Annotated in this window: 15 protein-coding genes; 6 read left to right on the forward strand and 9 right to left on the reverse strand. The window is 60.6% G+C overall.

The annotated features are described in order from the left end of the window. Positions 1-1,591, forward strand: a 1,591-nt coding sequence (gene betT, locus ACWR1S_RS29085; RefSeq protein ID WP_454565914.1) for a choline transporter BetT, incomplete at its 5' end; no start/stop codon positions are given. 23 nt (positions 1,592-1,614) lie between these two features. On the opposite strand, the gene ACWR1S_RS29090 is transcribed toward betT, so the two are convergent. Both ACWR1S_RS29090 and ACWR1S_RS29095 read right to left on the reverse strand, forming a co-directional pair. Beyond that, entirely contained in the window at positions 1,615-1,875 is a 261-nt protein-coding gene (locus tag ACWR1S_RS29090; protein WP_454565915.1) for a hypothetical protein, read from the reverse strand. 188 nt (positions 1,876-2,063) lie between these two features. Beyond that, entirely contained in the window at positions 2,064-3,101 is a 1,038-nt protein-coding gene (locus tag ACWR1S_RS29095) for a LacI family DNA-binding transcriptional regulator (protein WP_454565916.1), read from the reverse strand. 205 nt (positions 3,102-3,306) lie between these two features. On the opposite strand from ACWR1S_RS29095, the gene ACWR1S_RS29100 reads away from it, so the two are divergent. From ACWR1S_RS29100 to mgrA, 3 genes are all read left to right on the forward strand, one after another. Continuing rightward, complete coding sequence (locus ACWR1S_RS29100; RefSeq protein WP_454565917.1) at positions 3,307-5,532, forward strand: TonB-dependent receptor; 2,226 nt, start codon at positions 3,307-3,309, stop codon at positions 5,530-5,532. 1 nt (position 5,533) lies between these two features. Continuing rightward, positions 5,534-6,853 carry an LLM class flavin-dependent oxidoreductase gene (locus tag ACWR1S_RS29105; RefSeq protein ID WP_454565918.1) on the forward strand — a complete coding sequence of 440 codons (1,320 nt, stop codon included), beginning with the start codon at positions 5,534-5,536 and terminating at the stop codon, positions 6,851-6,853. 110 nt (positions 6,854-6,963) lie between these two features. Next, positions 6,964-8,001, forward strand: coding sequence for an L-glyceraldehyde 3-phosphate reductase (gene mgrA / locus ACWR1S_RS29110; protein WP_454565919.1), 1,038 nt, complete (start codon positions 6,964-6,966; stop codon positions 7,999-8,001). A gap of 160 nt (positions 8,002-8,161) precedes the next feature. Here the strand turns inward: mgrA and tauD are convergent, their stop codons facing one another. The 7 genes from tauD to ACWR1S_RS29145 form a co-directional block, all read right to left on the reverse strand. Next, entirely contained in the window at positions 8,162-9,001 is an 840-nt protein-coding gene (tauD, locus tag ACWR1S_RS29115; RefSeq protein WP_454565920.1) for a taurine dioxygenase, read from the reverse strand. 142 nt (positions 9,002-9,143) lie between these two features. Next, positions 9,144-9,983 carry a taurine ABC transporter permease TauC gene (gene tauC / locus ACWR1S_RS29120; protein WP_454565921.1) on the reverse strand — a complete coding sequence of 280 codons (840 nt, stop codon included), beginning with the start codon at positions 9,981-9,983 and terminating at the stop codon, positions 9,144-9,146. Continuing rightward, positions 9,980-10,774, reverse strand: coding sequence for a taurine ABC transporter ATP-binding subunit (tauB, locus tag ACWR1S_RS29125; RefSeq protein ID WP_454565922.1), 795 nt, complete (start codon positions 10,772-10,774; stop codon positions 9,980-9,982). Before tauB ends, tauC begins: the two co-directional genes overlap by 4 nt. 16 nt (positions 10,775-10,790) lie before the next feature. Next, positions 10,791-11,768, reverse strand: coding sequence for a taurine ABC transporter substrate-binding protein (tauA, locus tag ACWR1S_RS29130; protein WP_122594035.1), 978 nt, complete (start codon positions 11,766-11,768; stop codon positions 10,791-10,793). Between the two features lie 253 nt (positions 11,769-12,021). After that, positions 12,022-13,605, reverse strand: coding sequence for a glutamate--cysteine ligase (gene gshA / locus ACWR1S_RS29135; protein ID WP_311884944.1), 1,584 nt, complete (start codon positions 13,603-13,605; stop codon positions 12,022-12,024). A gap of 213 nt (positions 13,606-13,818) precedes the next feature. Beyond that, positions 13,819-14,202, reverse strand: coding sequence for a PaaI family thioesterase (locus ACWR1S_RS29140; RefSeq protein WP_007917925.1), 384 nt, complete (start codon positions 14,200-14,202; stop codon positions 13,819-13,821). Next, positions 14,202-16,526, reverse strand: a complete 2,325-nt coding sequence (locus ACWR1S_RS29145; RefSeq protein WP_016986272.1) for a Tex family protein — start codon at positions 16,524-16,526, stop codon at positions 14,202-14,204. Before ACWR1S_RS29145 ends, ACWR1S_RS29140 begins: the two co-directional genes overlap by 1 nt. Before the next feature lie 357 nt (positions 16,527-16,883). On the opposite strand from ACWR1S_RS29145, the gene ompR reads away from it, so the two are divergent. Next, the gene (ompR, locus tag ACWR1S_RS29150; RefSeq protein WP_064388985.1) at positions 16,884-17,624 is read left to right on the forward strand and encodes an osmolarity response regulator transcription factor OmpR; all 741 of its coding nucleotides are present in this window, start codon (positions 16,884-16,886) and stop codon (positions 17,622-17,624) included. 114 nt (positions 17,625-17,738) lie between these two features. Then, on the forward strand, positions 17,739-19,052 hold the full coding sequence (locus ACWR1S_RS29155) for an ATP-binding protein (protein WP_007917930.1): 1,314 nt from the start codon (positions 17,739-17,741) through the stop codon (positions 19,050-19,052). Positions 19,053-19,115 lie beyond the last annotated feature (63 nt).

Consider the following 19,115-nt stretch of genomic DNA (forward strand, 5'->3'; position numbering starts at 1 on the left):
CCGGGCGTTGTATGTCTGTTTCCGGGGTGGGGCCGTGATTGGCTGGGTTGGTTCTGTTTTTGTGTTTGTGGCGCTGGCCTACTTCGCCTACCGCCACAACCTGCCGCTGGCGCTGCGCTCGGCGCTGTATCCGCTGATCGGCAAACGCATCAACGGCCCCATCGGTTACGCGGTGGACGGTTTCGGCATCATCGCCACGGTGTTCGGTCTGGGCGCCGACATGGGCTTTGGGGTGCTGCACCTCAATTCCGGTCTCGACTATCTGTTCGGCATCGCTCACACCCAGTGGATTCAGGTTGGCCTGATCACGCTGATGATGGGCGCGGCGATCATCGTGGCCGTCTCCGGCGTCGATAAAGGCGTGCGGGTGATGTCCGACATCAACATGCTGCTGGCCTGTGCGCTGCTGCTGTTTGTGTTGTTCGCCGGGCCCACTCAGCACCTGCTCAACACCTTGATCCAGAATCTTGGCGACTACCTCGGCGCCTTGCCGATGAAGAGTTTCGACCTCTACGCCTACGACAAACCGAGCGACTGGCTCGGCGGCTGGACAGTGTTTTACTGGGCCTGGTGGATTGCATGGTCGCCGTTCGTGGGCCTGTTCATCGCGCGGATTTCCCGTGGCCGCACCATTCGTGAGTTCGTCTTCGGCGTGTTGCTGATTCCGCTCGGTTTCACCCTGGCGTGGATGTCGATTTTCGGTAACAGCGCCCTCGATCAAGTGCTCAATCACGGCATGAGCGCGTTGGGCATGTCGGCTATCGACAATCCGTCGATGAGCATTTACCTGTTGCTGGAAACCTACCCGTGGAGCAAAACCGTCATCGCCGTGACGGTGTTTATCAGCTTCGTGTTCTTCGTCACGTCTGCCGATTCCGGCACCGTGGTGCTCTCGACGCTGTCGGCCAAGGGCGGTAATCCGGACGAAGACGGACCGAAATGGCTGCGGGTGTTCTGGGGCGCAATGACCGCGTTGATCACCAGTGCGCTATTGTTCTCCGGCAGCATCGATGCGCTGAAATCGGCGGTGGTGCTGACCTCGTTGCCGTTCTCGTTGATTCTGTTGCTGATGATGTGGGGCCTGCACAAGGCGTTCTATCTGGAGTCGCAGAAACAGATCGCGCAATTGCATTCGCTGGCACCGGTCTCCGGTTCGCGGCGCGGCACGGGTGGCTGGCGCCAGCGCTTGAGTCAGGCGGTGCACTTCCCGTCGCGTGACGAGGTGTACCGTTTCATGGACACCACGGTGCGCCCGGCCATTGAAGAAGTGACGGCGGTGTTCGTCGAGAAGGGTCTGAACGTGGTCACGCAGCCGGATCCGGCGAATGACAGCGTCAGCCTGGAAATCGGCCATGGTGATGCGCATCCGTTTATCTACCAAGTGCAGATGCGCGGCTACTTCACGCCGTCGTTCGCGCGTGGCGGGATGGGCTCGAAGCAGCTCAACAATCGTCGCTACTATCGCGCCGAAGTGCACTTGAGCGAGGGCAGTCAGGACTACGATCTGGTCGGCTACACCAAAGAGCAGATCATCAACGACATCCTCGATCAGTACGAGCGGCACATGCAGTTCTTGCATTTGGTACGTTGATCGGCGGCTGGGCGCCGGGACGTTTACGACTCGGCGCTCAGCACCATGAACAACACCATCGCCGCCACCGGCACCCCGAATACCGCACTGCCAATGGCTATTTCCGATCCCACGGACTGTCCGGTATGCACCACTCCGACCGCACCATTGATCACCGTCAACGCCAGCCACAGCGCGGCGAAGCCGTAGGCCATGGTCTGGCGGCTGAAGCCGATGCGCTCGCCGATGTAGAGCATCAGGGCGAGCAGGATCAGGCCGAAGAAGATGATGATGGCGGTGTGCATGGCGGGTTCTGCCTGATGAATGGGTATCGCCTGAAAGACCGCTATCGCGAGCAGGCTCACTCCTACAGTGGAGCGTGGTTGCACATGAATTTTATGTACAACGCCCCCCCTGTAGGAGTGAGCCTGCTCGCGATAGGGTCACCTCGGTATCCTTTAAAGCATAGCCAATCCAGCCCCCGCCATATTCATCAGGTGCTCTCGCGTTCGATGACTTGGCACTGCAGCAGGTTCAGACGTTGCACTTCGTCGCTCGGCAACACGCCAAGACTTTCCAATACGCGGGTTGCGGCGAGCACGCCGATCTCCAGTGCCGGTGGTTTGATCGTACTCAGGCTGGGCAGCAGCATCTCGGCGAACGGGTAATCGCCGAAGCCGAGAACGGCGCAGTCTTCGGGGATTTTCAAACCGGCACGTTGCCCGGCGAGCAGGCCGCCGGCGGCGAGGTTGTCGTTGGCGAAGATGATCGCGTCGGGGCGTGGTGAGGCGTTCATCAGGGCGTCCATCGCCTGTTTGCCGGCTTCGAACGGTGCGCGATCAGCGTCGGGGGCGAAGACCCAGGGTTCCAGGCCGGATTCGCGCAGGGTCGCGGCATAGCCGTCGCGGCGCTCCAGTGCGCTGAAGTCCCCCAGCGCGCTGTTCTGCACGAACGCAATGCGTCGATAGCCTTTCCCAAGCAGATACTTCGCCGCCGTCACGCCCACTTCAAAATGCGAAAAACCGATCTGCATCGGCTCCCGATCCGGTTGGTAATCCCACGTCTCGATCACCGGAATATCCGCTTCGGCGATCATCTTCTCCGTGCCCGCACTGTGAAAGTGACTGGTCAGCACCAGCGCCGCCGGCGACCAGCCGAGAAACGCGCGCACGGCGTTTTCTTCTTGTTCAGTGCTGAAGTAACTCGACGCCAGCAACAGCTGATAACCATGCCGACTGAGGGTGTCGCTGAAGCCTTGAATGGTATTGGCGAAGATCGGTCCGGAGATATTCGGGATGACCATGCCGACGATTTTCCCTCGTGCCGAGGCCAGACCACCGGCCACCAGATTCGGCACGTAACCCAACTCAGCCACTACTGCCGCAATCCGCTCGCGACGCTCGGGCGAAACCTGCTCGGGCTGATTGAAATAGCGCGACACGGTAATCGCCGAAACCCCGGCCTCACGCGCCACGGCATTCAGGGTCACACGTCCGGCGCCACGGCGTTTGCGCGGTTTTTCTTCGCTCAAGGCTCGATCCTTCTTAAAAACCAAATCGCATATAAAAGTAATTTTTCAGTATTGGACGCTCTATGTGCAGCTTGCCAATACTGTCGATGGTAGCGCTAACAAAGCGCGCTGTCTGCTACTCGCTCGAGCGAATGCCCAAGACACCGATTCAGGCGCTGTCGTCGCAGAACGGCAGTGGTTAAGGGCCAATTTCGAGCGGGCAAACATGCACAACATTCCTGGGGCGACACACACACTGGCGCAGTCGATTCGCGCCGCCGGCTGGTTATTCACGGGGTTGGCGGTGCTGCCGTTGCCCAACGCATTCGCTGCCGAGAGCAGTGATCAAGAGCCGACACTCAAATCCGTGACCGTTACTGCCACGCGCCGCGAAGAGTCGCTGCAAAAAGTGCCGGTAGCGGTTTCGGTCATCGATGGCGAACAACTGGAACGCGACAACCGCAACGGCGTGGCGAGCATTGTTCAGCAAGTGCCGTCGCTGAACTTCCGCACTGGCGCGTCGAACAAGGACACGTCGCTGTTCGTGCGCGGCGTCGGTACGATTTCCACCTCGCCGGGCGTCGAGCCGACTGTGGCGACGGTGATCGATGGCGTGGTCTATGCGCGTCCCGGCCAATCCACTCTCGACTTGCTGGATCTGGAGCGCGTCGAAGTGCTGCGTGGCCCGCAAGGCACGCTGTTCGGCAAAAACGCCTCGGCCGGTGTGCTCAACATCACCAGCAAGGCACCGACCGCCGAGACTCACGGCTACATCGATCAGTCGTACTACAGCGGTAACGAAAGTCGCACCCGTTTCGGCATCGGCGGCAGCCTGATTCCGGAGACGTTGAAAGGCTCGATCAGCACGCTGTTCGGCACCTACGATGGCAACGTCGACAACAAGCACAACGGCCAGGAGGTCAACGGCTACAACCATCGCGGCGTGCGCGGCAAACTCGAATTTACGCCGAATGACGACATCACTTTCACCCTGATTGCCGACTACATGCAGTCCCACGACGACGGCCCCAATGGAGTGGTCAGCAAGTCGCTGACCCCGGCCTTCACCAACGCGCTGAGTCCGGTCAATGCAAGCAGCCACAACCGCGACATCAACACCGACACCCGCTCACACGTTGAGGACACCAACAAAGGTCTGTCCGGCCAGCTCGACTGGCAACTGGGCGATTACACCCTGACGTCGATTACCGCCTGGCGTGGCTGGGACAATACGCAGTATCAGGATGGCGACCGTCTCGGCACCGTGACCGCAGCGTTCCCCGGCACGGCGGACAAAGGTGATCTGGCCTTCGATCAATATTCGCAAGAGCTGCGTTTGGCCTCGCCGAAGGGTGAATTTCTCGAATACGTCGGTGGTCTGTTCTACATGCACGGCAAGGACGACGAGACCTATCAGCGCACGCTGACAACGACCACGCGCACCGACCGAGGCGTCGCCGATTACAGCACCACCAGCGACAGTTACGCCGTGTTTGGCGAGAGCACGCTGAACTTCACCTCGGACTTTCGCGGCATCGCCGGCCTGCGCTACACCCACGATGATCTGGAATACGATCACCGCCGCGTCTCGACTTCGGCGACCACCGTCAGCGGCATCCAACCGGCCACCAGCAGTTCAGGCTCTGTCGACGAAGATGGCTGGTCCGGCCGCCTCGGTGTGCAGTACGACTTGAGCGATACCGTCACCACTTACCTGACCTACTCGCGAGGCTACAAAGGCCCGGCCTACAACGTGTTCTTCAACATGCAGCCGCGCGACACCGAAGCGCTCAAACCCGAAACCTCGAACACCTGGGAAGCGGGCATCAAGGCGACGAGCTGGAACAATCGCCTGACCACCAACCTCGCAGTGTTCCACAGCGATTACGACAACTATCAGGCGAACTTCTTCGACACCGTCGCCGGCCAGGTTGTGACGCGTCTGATCAACGCCGGCAGCGTCAGCACCGAAGGTGTCGAACTCGACTACGCCTTGCAGGCGACCCAGCAATTGAAGCTGTCCGGCGCACTCGCCTACACCCGCGCCCGCATCGACGAATTCGCCTGCCCGGCGGGCGCAGCGGCGTCATGCAACGTCAACGGCAAACCGCTGCCGTTCAGTCCGGACTGGAAAAGCTACGTGCGCGCCGACTACAGCATCCCGCTGGATAACGGCCTGGATATCGAACTGGGTACCGACTACAGCTGGCAAAGCGAAGTGCAGTACGACATCAGCCAGAACGTTGACACCAAGCAAGGTGCTTACGGTCTGTGGAATGCCAGTGTCGCGCTGGCCGATTACAGCAATGGCTGGCGCGTGGCGCTGCTGGGCAAGAACCTCACCGACAAATCCTATTCGCCGTTGCTTGCCAGCGGTGGCAATTACATTTATCGCGCCGTGCCACGGGATGACGAGCGCTATTTCGGTGTGCAACTGCGCAAGGATTTCTGAGATGAGCAGACAGTTGAAACTCGGCGCATTCCTCATGGCCACCGGGCACCACGTGGCGGCGTGGCGTCATCCGGATGTACCGGCGAATGCGGGTCTGGATTTCGCCCATTACAAGCGGCTGGCGCAGATTGCCGAGGCAGCGAAGTTCGATACGTTGTTCGTTGCTGACAGCGTCGCCGCGCCGACTCAGGACATCGCCAGTCGCATGGCGCGTTCCGATCACTTTGAGCCGCTGACCTTGCTCTCGGCCCTGAGTGCAGTGACCGAGCACATCGGCCTGATTGCGACGGCGACCACCAGTTACAACGAGCCGTATCACGTGGCGCGCAAATTTGCTTCGCTCGATCACTTGTCGGGTGGGCGCGCGGGGTGGAACCTGGTGACCTCGGACAACGCCGCCGAGGCGCTGAATTTTGGTCGCGACGAGCATATCGGCCATGCCGAACGGTACAGCCGCGCTCGCGAATTTCATCAGGTGGTGACCGGGCTCTGGGACAGCTGGGAGGATGATGCCTTCTTTCGCGACAAGGCCAGCGGGGCGTATTACGACCCTGCGAAACTGCATGTGCTGGATCACGTCGGTGAACACTTCAGGGTCAAAGGTCCGCTGAACGTTGCGCGTTCGCCGCAGGGGCAACCGGTGATCGTTCAGGCTGGTTCTTCGGAGACCGGGCGCGAGTTGGCGGCGCAGACGGCTGAAGTGGTATTCACTGCGCAAACTTCATTGGCCAACGCCCAGGCGTTTTATGCCGACCTCAAAGGACGCTTGCCCAAGTACGGCCGCAGCGCCGATTCGTTGAAAATAATGCCCGGAATTTTTGTCGTGGTCGGCCGCACCGAAGCCGAAGCGCAGGAAAAATGTGAAACGTTTCAGCAATTAGTCGAACCCGAGGTTGGCGTCGCCTTGCTTGGGCGTATGCTGGGCAACTTCGATTTGTCGAAGTACCCGCTGAACGGGCCTTTGCCAGAGTTGCCGCTGACGGAAAGCGGTCAGCAGAGCCGGCAGAAACTGCTCACTGAGCTGGCGGGCCGGGATAACCTGAGCCTTGCCGAGTTGGGCCGCAAGATTGCCGGCGGGCGCGGGCATTACAGCCTGGTCGGTACGCCTCAGCAGATCGCGGATCGCTTGCAGGAATGGTTCGAACAGGGCGCGGCGGACGGCTTCAACGTGCTGGTACCGCACCTGCCGGGCGGGCTCGAAGATTTCGCCAATGGCGTGGTCCCGGAACTGCAACGGCGCGGGTTGTTCAGAACGGAGTATGAGGGTCGGACGTTGCGCGAGAACCTGGGCCTGGCCCGACCCGGCAATCGATTTGTGTAACACCCTTCGCGAGCAAGCTCGCTCCCACAGGGAAATGCATTCCAAAGGTGGGAGCGAGCTTGCTCGCGAAGCAGTCGACACCCATTTCAAGACAGACAAGAGAGGATTCGATGACTTACACCGCTGCCGAAAACCGCTATGACTCCATCCCTTACCGCCGCGTCGGGCGTAGCGGTCTGGTGCTGCCGGCGCTGTCGCTGGGCCTGTGGCACAACTTCGGTGACAGCACGCTGATCGACACACAGCGCGCCTTGCTGCGCACCGCGTTCGACCTGGGTATCAATCATTTCGACCTGGCCAACAACTACGGCCCGCCGTACGGCAGCGCCGAGATCAATTTCGGTCGTCTGTTGCGTGAAGACTTCAAGCAGTACCGCGACGAACTGATCATTTCCAGCAAGGCCGGTTGGGACATGTGGCCCGGCCCTTACGGCCAGGGCGGCGGTTCGCGCAAATACGTGCTGGCCAGCCTCGACCAGAGCCTGCAACGCCTGGGTCTCGACTATGTGGATATCTTCTATTCGCACCGCTTCGACCCGGACACCCCGCTGGAAGAAACCGCCAGCGCCCTCGCCACCGCCGTGCAACAGGGCAAGGCGTTGTACATCGGTATCTCGTCGTACTCCGGGGTGAAAACCCGTGAAATGGCGGCGTTGTTGAAAGAGTGGAAAGTGCCATTGCTGATTCATCAACCGGCGTACAACCTGCTTAATCGTTGGGTGGAAAAAGACCTGCTGGATACCACCGATGAACTCGGCACGGGCGTGATCGCTTTCACGCCGCTGGCGCAAGGTCTGCTCACCGACAAATACCTCAACGGCGTGCCGGCGGATGCGCGGGTCAATCGCCCGGGCGGTGGGTCCTTGCAGGCTTCGCACTTGTCTGAGGCCAACATCGCTCATGTGCGGGCGTTGAATGAAATTGCCAAGCGTCGCGGCCAGAGTCTGGCGCAACTGGCGCTGGCGTGGACGCTGCGGGATCCTCGGGTGACGTCGGCGCTGATCGGTGCGAGTCGGCCGGAGCAGATCATCGAGAACGTCGGGGCGCTGAAGAATCTGAGCTTCAGTGCTGAAGAGTTGGCGGAGATTGACCGGTTTGCCCAAGAGGGCGGGATCAATCTTTGGGAAAAACCTTCGACGGCAGAATAAGCCTCTCGAAGCTGATCGTTCCCACGCTCCGCGTGGGAATGCATCCACGGACGCTCCGCGTTCGGCTTTAGATGGGACGCAGAGCGTCCTGGGCGGCATTCCCACGCAGAGCGTGGGAACGATCAAGGTAGGAGCTGCCGCAGGCTGCGATCTTTTGATCCTAAAAAAACGGCACATCCCCCAACACCGTCGCCCGCTGCATCACCCGTCGCGCCGGCCGATAGTCATCCACCGCGTAATGCTGCGTCACGCGGTTATCCCAGAACGCAATATCGTCCTTTTGCCAACGCCAGCGAATGGTGAATTCCGGCCGCGTCGCATGGGCGAACAGAAACTTCAGAATCGCCTCGCTCTCGGTTTCCGACAGTTCATTGATCTTCGACGTGAAACCTTCATTGACGAACAACGAACGCCGGCCACTGACCGGATGCGTACGAATCACCGGGTGCGACAGCGGTGGATTCTTGCGTCGTGCTTCTTCCCACTGCGCCAATGCTTCTGGCGTGTTGCCATAGCGTTCCAGCGGAAACGAGCGAGTGAAATCGTGGGTCGCGGTCAGCCCCTCAAGCAAGCCTTTCAGCGGCGCCGACAGCGCTTCATAAGCAGCAATCCCGCTGGCCCACAAGGTGTCGCCACCAAACTCAGGCAGCAATTTAGCGCTGAGCACTGCGCCCATCGCCGGCGTCGGCAGGAAGGTCACGTCGGTGTGCCAGATCGCGTTGTCACGCACGTCGGTGACGGCGGTGTCGAGGATCAGTACTTCCGGCTGTTCCGGCACGTTCGGGTAGATCGGGTGAATGTGCAGGTCACCAAAGTACGCAGCGAAACGCGCCTGTTGCGGCGGCTCGATTGGCTGATTGCGGAAGAATAAAACCTGATATTTGAGTAGCGCCTGCTCGATGGCGTCGCGGTGTTCCAGGCTCAAAGGCTGGCTGATGTCGACGCCACTGATCTGTGCGCCGAGGGCTGAGCTTAATGGGGTGATGTTGAGGCTGCTCATGGTCTTTCTCTTCAATTTCGATCATCACTCCCTGTAGGAGCTGCCGCAGGCTGCGATCTTTTGATCTTGCTTTTAAGAAGATCAGAATCAAAAGATCGCAGCCTTCGGCAGCTCCTACACGGGGATTCAAAAACGGGATGTGTCAGTGGGCCTGGCCGTGCCATGGCACTAGTTTGCGCTGCAGGGCGCGCAGGCCCATTTCCATGGCGAAGGCGATCAGGGCGATGACCAGAATCCCCAGCACCACCACATCGGTGACCAGGAACTGCGCGGCCGACTGCACCATGAAGCCCAAACCGCTGGTGGCCGCAATCAGTTCAGCAGCAACCAAGGTCGACCAACCCACGCCCAGGCCAATACGCACGCCAGTGAGAATGTCCGGCAGAGCGCTCGGCAAAATCACATGGCGAATCAGCTGTACGCGAGTCGCGCCCAGCGACTGTGCTGCACGCAATTTCGCCGGATCTACAGTGCGCACGCCGGTCGCCGTGGCAATGGCAATCGGCGCAAAAATCGCCAGATAAATCAGCAACACTTTCGACAATTCGCCGATGCCGCACCAGATCACGATCAGCGGCAGATACGCCAGCGGTGGGATCGGGCGGTAGAACTCAATCAGCGGATCGAGCACGCCACGGGCGATGCGGTTGGCACCAATGGCGATGCCCACCGGCACAGCGGTCAAAATCGCAAAAAAGAGGCCCAGACCGATGCGGCTCAGACTCGCGCCGAGGTGCTGCCACAACGTCGAATCCATGTACCCCGTGGTCGCCAGCAGCCAACCTTTTTGCAGTACGGCGGACGGTGGCGGCAGGAACAGCGGCTCGATCAAACCGGTGGCCGTCACCGCCCACCAGATCGCCAGCAATACAAACAACGTCAGCAAGCTGATCCAGCGCGTGCTGAGGCTGCGGCGTACGGGACTGGCCACGGAAGCGCTGACGGGTTTTACCGCCGCAGAGGAAACGTCGTAACTGCTCATGCGCGCTCCTGCCGTTGCCCGGCACTGCGTTGCGAGAACACTTTGCCCAGTACGTGTTCGCGGGTTTCGATAAAACGCGGATCGGATTTGATCGCGCGGGCGGACTCGCCAGCGGCGTAACGCTGACCGAAGTCCAGGTGCAGGCGCTCGACGATTTGCCCCGGATTCGGCGCGAGCAGAATCAGGTCAGTGGCGAGGAACACCGCTTCTTCAATGTCATGGGTAATCAGGAAAACCGGCTTGGCGGTGCGCTGCCAGACTTGCAGCAATAACTCCTGCATCTGTTCGCGAGTGAACGCGTCGAGGGCGCCGAAAGGTTCGTCCATCAGCAACACGCGCGGGTCAGCAGCGAGGGCGCGGGCGAGGCCGACACGCTGCTTCTGACCACCGGACAGTTGCCAGATACGGCGGCTTTCGAAACCGCAAAGATCGACCAGCGCGAGCATTTCGCGGGCGATCTTTTCGCGTTTGTCTTTGGCGACACCGGCCAGCTCCAGACCGAATGCGACGTTGGCCAACACGTCCTGCCAGGGCAGTAACGCGTCATCCTGGAACACCACGCCACGTTCGGCGCTTGGGCCTTTGACCGGCACGCCGTCGAGGGTGATGCGCCCGGCGCTCGGTTCGACGAAACCGGCAATCAGGTTCAACAGCGAGGTCTTGCCACTGCCGGACGGGCCGAGGGCGACCAGCAATTGCTGAGGCCCCAGGGTCAGAGAAATATCCGCTAGCACCGGTTCCGGGCTGCCCGGGTACTGTGCGCTGATGCGCTCCAGCTGTAGCAAGGCCATCGCAGTTAACTCCCGATCAGTTGGTGATGAATTTGGCGCTGACGTACGGCGCGTAGTCCGGCAGAACGGCTTCGACCTTGCCTTGCTCCTTGAGGAACGCGGCGGTGTCGGTGATGGCTTTGGTGGTCGGCGCGCCGAGGGTGACGACCTGATCAGCCGCGAGCGGGTAGACGTTGCCTTGCAGCAGCAGCGGAATGTCGCTGGCCTTGGCGCCGGAGAGTTTCACCAGTTTGTCGACGTTGGATTGATCGGCGAGCCAGGCTTTCGGGTCTTTGCGATAGTCGGCGTAGGCGTCGAGGGTGACCTTGGCGAACGCGGTGACGATTTCCGGGTGCTTCTCGGCGAAGTCTTTGCGCACGATCCACGCATCGAAAGTCGGCGCGCCGAACTTGGCCAGTTCGCCTGAAGTGATCAGCACTTTGCCGTTTTCTTTGGCGACACCGAGTGCCGGATCCCAAACGTAGGTGGCGTCGATATCACCGCGTTTCCACGCGGCGATGATCGCTGGCGGTGCGAGGTTGAGCACGGTGACTTTCGACGGGTCGATGTTCCAGTGCTTCAGCGCCGCGAGCAGGCTGTAGTGACCGGTCGATACGAACGGCACGGCGATTTTCTTGCCGATCAGATCTTGCGGGGTCTTGATGCCGGAACCGTCACGGGCGACCAGTGCTTCGGCAGCGCCGATCTGGGTGGCGATGAGGAAAGTTTCGACCGGGACTTTGCGGGTGATCGCAGCGGTCAGCGGACTCGAACCGAGGTAGCCGATCTGCACGTCACCGGAGGCGATGGCGGCGATGATGTCGGCGCCGTTGTCGAACTTGCGCCAGGCGATATCGGCCTTGGTGGCTTTTTCGTAAGCACCGTCGGCCTGGGCGACTTTCGCCGGGTCAACGGTGGTTTGGTAGGCGACGGTGAGGTCGGCGGCCTGGGCCAGAAAACTCGCGGCAGCCAGTGAGGCCACGGCGAGCAGGCGAAGCGGGAAATTCAGTTTCATTGAAGAGCTCCATATCAGGCGACCGAGCGTCGGCGTGAAAGGAGACTAAATGATCTAAGAATCGGTAAATAAATAACTTTTTCGAATGAGCTTATGAGCGGAAAAATCTAAGGCTCGGTGGAATTGGAGGGTGGAGATCGTTCCCACGCTCTGCGTGGGAATGCAGCAGGTGACGCTCCGCGTCACCTGGACGCGGAGCGTCCCTTGAGGCGTTACCACGCGGAGCGTGGGAACGATCAAGGACGGGAAGGCTTCAGTTGCTGATTGCGAGAATGCTTGCCTGATACGACCCGACAAACACATCAAAATCCCCCACCTCGTTCTGCTCCAGCTCAGCCTGCGCTGCCAGCGAAGTACGCGCCAACTCCTCAAACTTCGCCTGTTCATCCGCCGCCAAAGGCTCGCTGCGGAAAAACTCCGCATGTGCCTGACTCTGACGCAACGAGAACTGCGCAAAGCTCTCCTTATGCTCAGCCATCGCCGCCAAAACCTGCGCGGACGGCGTCAGGGACGGATCGCTGACCTTGGCCAGTTGCGCATCCAGCGCCTTGCTGTGCGCATCGCCGCCATGGCTCTGATCCAGCAACGCCGCCAGCGGGGCGATTTGCTCCAGCAATTCGGCCGCCCAGGTCTTCATCTCCACCGATTCACCGTCGCGCTGCAATTGCAGGCCCGGACGGCGACCTTCTTTCACGACGCTGAGGAAGTTCGACGTGGCATTGCCGCACGAGGTGTTGGTCAGCAACGGGCTGTCGTTGAGCGCGCAATACAGCAGGAACGCATCGAGGAAGCGCGACTCGGTGAGGTCGATGCCCATCGGCAGGAACGGGTTGATGTCCAGGCAACGCACTTCGACGTACTGAATGCCCCGGGCCACCAGCGCCTGGATCGGCCGTTCGCCAGTGTAGGTCACGCGTTTCGGGCGGATGTTGGAGTAGTACTCGTTTTCGATCTGCAGGATGTTGGTGTTCAGCTGCACCCACTCGCCATCCTGATGTGTGCCGACTTCAACGTACGGCGCGTACGGCGTGGCCACGGCTTTGCGCAGGCTGTCGGTGTAGCTCGCCAGATCGTTGTAGCACGGCGTCAGACCGGCCTGGGCGTTGCTCTGATAACCGAGGTCGCTCATGCGCAGGCTGGTGGCATACGGCAGATACAGAGTGTCCGGATCGAGCTGTTCCAGCTGATGCGAACGACCACGCAGGAACCCGGCGTCGAGCGCTGGCGAGGCACCGAACAGGTACATCAGCAGCCAGCTGTAGCGACGGAAATTGCGGATCAATGCGATGTAGGAAAACGACTGAAAGTCGCGATCGGTGCCGACAAACCCTTCGGTCTCACGTAGCAACGGCCAGAGCTTTTCCGGCAGGGAGAAGTTGTAGTGAATCCCGGCAATGCACTGCATGGTCTTGCCGTACCGCAGGGCCAGGCCCTTGCGGTAGACGTACTTGAGCTGACCGATGTTGGAGGTGCCGTAATAGGCAATCGGGATGTCTTCCTCGGCCGGCAACGGGCACGGCATCGATGGACTCCACAGGTACTCGTTGCCGAGCTTGCTGTAGGCAAAACGGTGAATCTTGTCCAGGCTCGCCAGCGTGTCGGCCGGGTCGGGCAGGGCGGGCGTGATGAATTCCAGCAGCGACTCGGAGTAGTCGGTGGTGATTTGTTCGTTGGTCAGCGCGGAACCCAAGGCTTCGGGGTGCGGCGTTTGCGCCAGGCGACCTTCGCTGGTCACGCGCAGGCATTCACGTTCGATACCGTGCAGGCACTGCTCGAGCAGAGAGAGGTTAGCGCGCTCGCCGAGCAGAGCCAGGCGGCGGTTGAGAAGTTCGCTCAATTTGGATTCCTTCACGCGTCAGTCGCCCCAATATGGGGGTGGGCAGGACGGTCTACAAGGGTGAAGTTGAAACTGGCGTTATCGCCTGGTTTTTGAGCCGTAAAGGCCCGTGCCGATCGCCAACTTCACTCCTTGAATCTGGCTATTGCGCGTGCGGAAAAGTTCGACGCCGCAGACACAGCGCCGAAATTAACTCAAATTGATGACGACTAGCTACAGGACAGCGAACGTGCCTTGCGCTTTTGCGACCAGTTTGTCGCCCTGCATCACGTCGGCTTCGACCACCAGCGTGCGGCGGCCCGGGTGGATGACCCGCGCCGTGCACAGCACCTCACCGTCGGAAACGGCGCGGATATAGTTGATCTTGCACTCGATGGTCGCGCTCTGCTGATCGAAGCCGTGGGTGCTGGAGCAGGCCAGCCCCATGGCAATATCGACCAGACTGAACAGCGCGCCACCGTGCAATTTGCCGCCGCGATTGCGCAGTTCCGGTTCCAGCACCAGGGCAACTTGCGCCACCCCGGTTTCCAGGCTGTGCAGGCGGCAGCCCAACAGCTTGAAAAACGCGCTCTCGACGAGCCCGGCCGGAATCTCCATCAACGTTTCTTCAATTGCTTGGCGTTGGCGAACAGCGAGGCCATCGCGTTGTTCACTGGCGCGGCGGTCGCGGTTTCCTTGCGTGGCGCATTGTTCGAAGGCTGGCGCTGCGCCGAGCCCGGGCGCGAACCCCGGGCACCGTCGATCTTCTCGCCCGGGGTGTCGCCCATGCGCATCGACAGACCAACGCGTTTGCGCGGGATATCGACTTCCATGACCTTCACTTTCACCACGTCGCCGGCCTTCACCGCTTCACGCGGATCCTTGATGAATTTCTCCGACAGCGCCGAGATGTGCACCAGACCGTCCTGATGCACGCCGATGTCGACGAATGCGCCGAACGCGGTCACGTTGGTCACCACGCCTTCAAGAATCATCCCCAGTTGCAGGTCTTTGAGGTCTTCAACGCCCTCTTGGAACTCGGCGGTCTTGAACTCTGGGCGCGGGTCGCGGCCCGGTTTTTCCAGTTCCTGGATGATGTCGGTCACGGTCGGCAGGCCGAAGGTTTCGTCGGTGAATTTCTTCGGATCCAGACGCTTGAGGAAGCTTGCATCACCGATCAGCGAGCGGATATCACGGTCGGTTTCAGCGGCAATACGCTGCACCAGCGGATAGGCTTCCGGGTGAACCGCCGAGGAATCCAGCGGGTTGTCGCCGTTCATTACGCGCAAGAAACCGGCCGCCTGTTCGAAGGTTTTTTCGCCCAGACGCGCGACTTTCTTCAGCGCTGCACGGGTTTTGAACGCGCCGTGCTCGTCGCGGTGAGCGACGATGTTTTGCGCCAACGTGGCGTTGAGGCCGGAGATCCGCGCCAGCAGCGCCACCGAAGCGGTGTTCACATCAACGCCGACGGCGTTCACGCAGTCCTCGACCACAGCGTCCAGACCACGCGCCAGTTTCAGCTGCGACACGTCATGCTGGTACTGGCCGACACCGATGGATTTCGGGTCGATTTTCACCAACTCGGCGAGTGGATCCTGCAAGCGACGGGCGATGGACACCGCGCCACGGATCGATACGTCCAGATCCGGGAATTCCTTGGCCGCCAGTTCCGACGCCGAGTACACCGATGCACCGGCCTCGGAAACCATGACCTTGGTCATTTTCATCGCCGGGTATTTTTTGATCAGCTCGATTGCCAGTTTATCGGTCTCGCGGCTGGCGGTGCCGTTGCCGATAGCGATCAGGTCAACCGAGTGCTTGGCGCACAGGGCGGCCAGAATGGCGATGGTCTGATCCCATTTGTTGTGCGGCACGTGCGGATAAACCGTGGCGTGATCGAGCAGTTTGCCGGTCGAGTCGACCACGGCCACTTTGCAGCCGGTACGCAGGCCCGGGTCGAGGCCCAGGGTTGCACGCGGGCCAGCAGGGGCGGCCAACAGTAGGTCGTGCAGGTTGTGGGCGAAGACGTTGATCGCTTCGGTTTCGGCGCCGTCACGCAGTTCGCCGAGCAGGTCGGTTTCCAGGTGCGTGTAGAGCTTGACCTTCCACGTCCAGCGCACCACTTCGCCGAGCCATTTGTCGGCCGGGCGGTTCTGGTTCTGGATGTTGAATTGCTGGCCGATCATGCCTTCGCACGGGTGCATGGTGCCCGGCAGCTCGTCGCCGACTTTCAGCGCGGAGCTGAGGATGCCTTCGTTGCGGCCACGGAAAATCGCCAGCGCGCGGTGCGACGGCATGCTTTTCAGCGGTTCGTCGTGTTCGAAGTAATCGCGGAACTTGGCGCCTTCCTCTTCTTTGCCGGCGATGACGCGGGCACTGAGGGTCGCTTCCTGCTTGAGGTAGTTACGCAGTTTTTCCAGCAGGCTGGCGTCTTCGGCGAAGCGCTCCATGAGGATGTACTTGGCGCCTTCCAGCGCGGCTTTCACATCGGCCACGCCTTTTTCGGCGTCGACGAAGCGCGCGGCTTCGGTTTCCGGGGCCAGGTTCGGGTCGTTGAACAGGCCATCCGCCAAGTCGCCGAGGCCGGCTTCCAGGGCGATCTGACCCTTGGTGCGGCGCTTCTGCTTGTACGGCAGGTACAAGTCTTCGAGGCGGGTCTTGGTGTCGGCGAGTTTGATGTCGCGCTCGAGGGCAGGGGTGAGTTTGCCTTGCTCTTCGATGCTGGCGAGGATGCTGATGCGCCGTTCGTCGAGTTCTCGCAGGTAGCGCAGGCGCTCTTCCAGATGACGCAACTGGGTGTCATCGAGGCTGCCGGTGACTTCTTTCCGGTAACGGGCGATGAAGGGAACGGTAGAGCCTTCATCGAGTAGCGCGACGGCCGCTTCGACCTGTTGTGGGCGTACGCCGAGTTCCTCGGCAATGCGGCTGTTGATGCTGTCCATAAAACCACCTGACATAGTGTGAAATCAGGCTCGCAGGCACGGAAATAAAGGCCCGGAGTCTGGTTGAGCGGCTAGAAAATTGCCGCTGCCTGGGTCAAAAGGCAGCCCATTGACCCGTGAAATCGAACAGTTACTGCGCTCGGCAGGAAAAAAGCCTGCCACCTGCGGTAACGATTCAGACGTTGCCTGGCACAAAACGCCGCGCATTATAACCAGCGTTCTGTCATTCGGGGGCGTTGCAGTCTGTAGGCATAAACCCCGGTTTTCTGGCAGTGAAGGAAAAATCTGCTAACAATGCACACGGTGCGTATAACGGCAGCTACGCCATAATGCGCGCCGAGCTAAAAGGAGCATCCAATGAGCAGCACTGCACAAACTGCTGAAGGCGAAAAAATTCTCATCGTTGACGACGATCCGGGGCTGAGCAGCCTGCTGGAACGTTTTTTCGTCAGCAAGGGCTACCGCGCCCGTACCGTACCGAACACCGAGCAGATGGATCGTCTGCTGTCGCGTGAAGTTTTCAATCTGGTCGTCCTCGACCTGATGCTGCCCGGCGAAGACGGTCTGACCGCCTGCCGCCGCCTGCGTGGCGCGAACAACCAGATTCCGATCATCATGCTCACCGCCAAGGGCGACGAGCTGAGCCGCATCAAGGGCCTGGAACTGGGCGCTGACGATTATCTGGCCAAGCCGTTCAACCCGGACGAGCTGATGGCCCGGGTCAAAGCCGTCCTGCGTCGTCAAGCCGCACCGGTACCGGGCGCGCCGGGCAGTGAAGATGAAAATGTCACCTTCGGTGATTACGTGTTGTCGCTGGCCACCCGCGAACTGAAGCGCGGCGACGAAGTGCACATGCTCACCACCGGTGAGTTTGCGGTACTCAAGGCCCTGGTGATGAACGCGCGTCAGCCGCTGACCCGCGACAAACTGATGAACCTGGCCCGTGGCCGCGAGTGGGATGCCCTCGAGCGTTCCATCGACGTGCAGATTTCCCGTCTGCGCCGCATGATCGAGCCTGATCCATCGAAACCACGTTACATCCAGACTGTCTGGGGCGTGGGCTACGTGTTTGTACCGGATGGCGCCGCCACCAAGTGATCGGCGATTTGTAGGAGCGGGTCTGTCGGGCCCGGGTTGAATGACCCGCCCCGCAGACTCGCAATCCGCAATATGCGAGCATTGCTCGCTCCTGCAAGTGTGTAGCGGTTATAGATGAAAACCCCTGTCTGGTTCCCCCAAAGTTTTTTCTCCCGCACCCTTTGGCTGGTGCTCATCGTCGTGCTGTTTTCCAAGGCGCTGACCCTGGTTTATCTGTTGATGAACGAGGACGTGCTGGTGGATCGCCAATACAGCCACGGCGTCGCGCTGACGCTGCGGGCCTATTGGGCCGCCGATGAAGAAAACCGCGCGAAGATCGCTGATGCCGCGACCCTGATCCGGGTGGTCGGCGCCGGTGTGCCGGAAGGCGAGCAGCATTGGCCGTACAGTGAGATTTATCAGCGGCAGATGCAGGCAGAGCTCGGCGCCGACACCGAAGTGCGGCTGCGCATGCACTCGCCGCCGGCGTTGTGGGTCCGCGCGCCGAGCCTCGGTGACGGCTGGCTGAAGGTACCTCTGTATCCGCATCCGTTGCGCGGCCAGAAAATCTGGAACGTGCTCGGCTGGTTCCTGGCCATCGGCTTGCTGTCGACGGCATCGGCGTGGATTTTCGTCAGCCAGCTCAACCAGCCACTGAAGCGCTTGGTCTATGCCGCCCGGCAACTCGGCCAGGGTCGCAGTGTGCGTCTGCCGATCAGCGATACGCCGAGCGAGATGACCGAGGTCTATCGCGCGTTCAATCAGATGGCCGAAGACGTCGAGCAGGCCGGGCGCGAGCGTGAGTTGATGCTGGCCGGCGTGTCCCATGACTTGCGCACACCGTTGACGCGGTTGCGGCTGTCTTTGGAGTTGATGGGCGATCGCAACGACCTGACCGACGACATGGTGCGTGACATCGAAGACATGGACGCGATTCTCGACCAGTTCCTCGCGTTTATTCGCGATGGTCGCGACGAATCGGTGGAAGAGGTGGATTTGACTGATCTGGTGCGTGAAGTGGCGGCGCCGTACAACCAGAACGAAGAGAAGGTACGGTTGCGTCTGGAGCCGATCCAGCCGTTTCCGCTGCGTCGGGTATCGATGAAACGCTTGCTGAACAACCTGATCGGCAACGCCTTGAACCATGCTGGCGGTCACGTTGAGGTGGCGGCTTATGTGTCCGGTGACGTCAGTGCGCCGTATGTGGTGCTGAGCGTGATGGACCGTGGTGCGGGGATTGATCCTTCGGAGCTGGAGGCGATTTTCAACCCGTTTACCCGAGGCGATCGTGCCCGAGGCGGGAAGGGAACAGGGTTGGGTCTGGCGATTGTGAAGCGGATTGCTTCGATGCATGGCGGCAATGTTGAACTGCGCAATCGGTCTGGTGGTGGACTGGAAGCGCGGGTGAGGTTGCCTTTGGGATTGATGCTGCCGCGAGATGCTGTGTAGATCAAAAGCCCCTCATCGGAACGCCGCCCGCCCAGCCCTCTCCCAGAGGGAGAGGGAGCCGAC

This window comes from Pseudomonas sp. AIG (assembly GCF_977020205.1).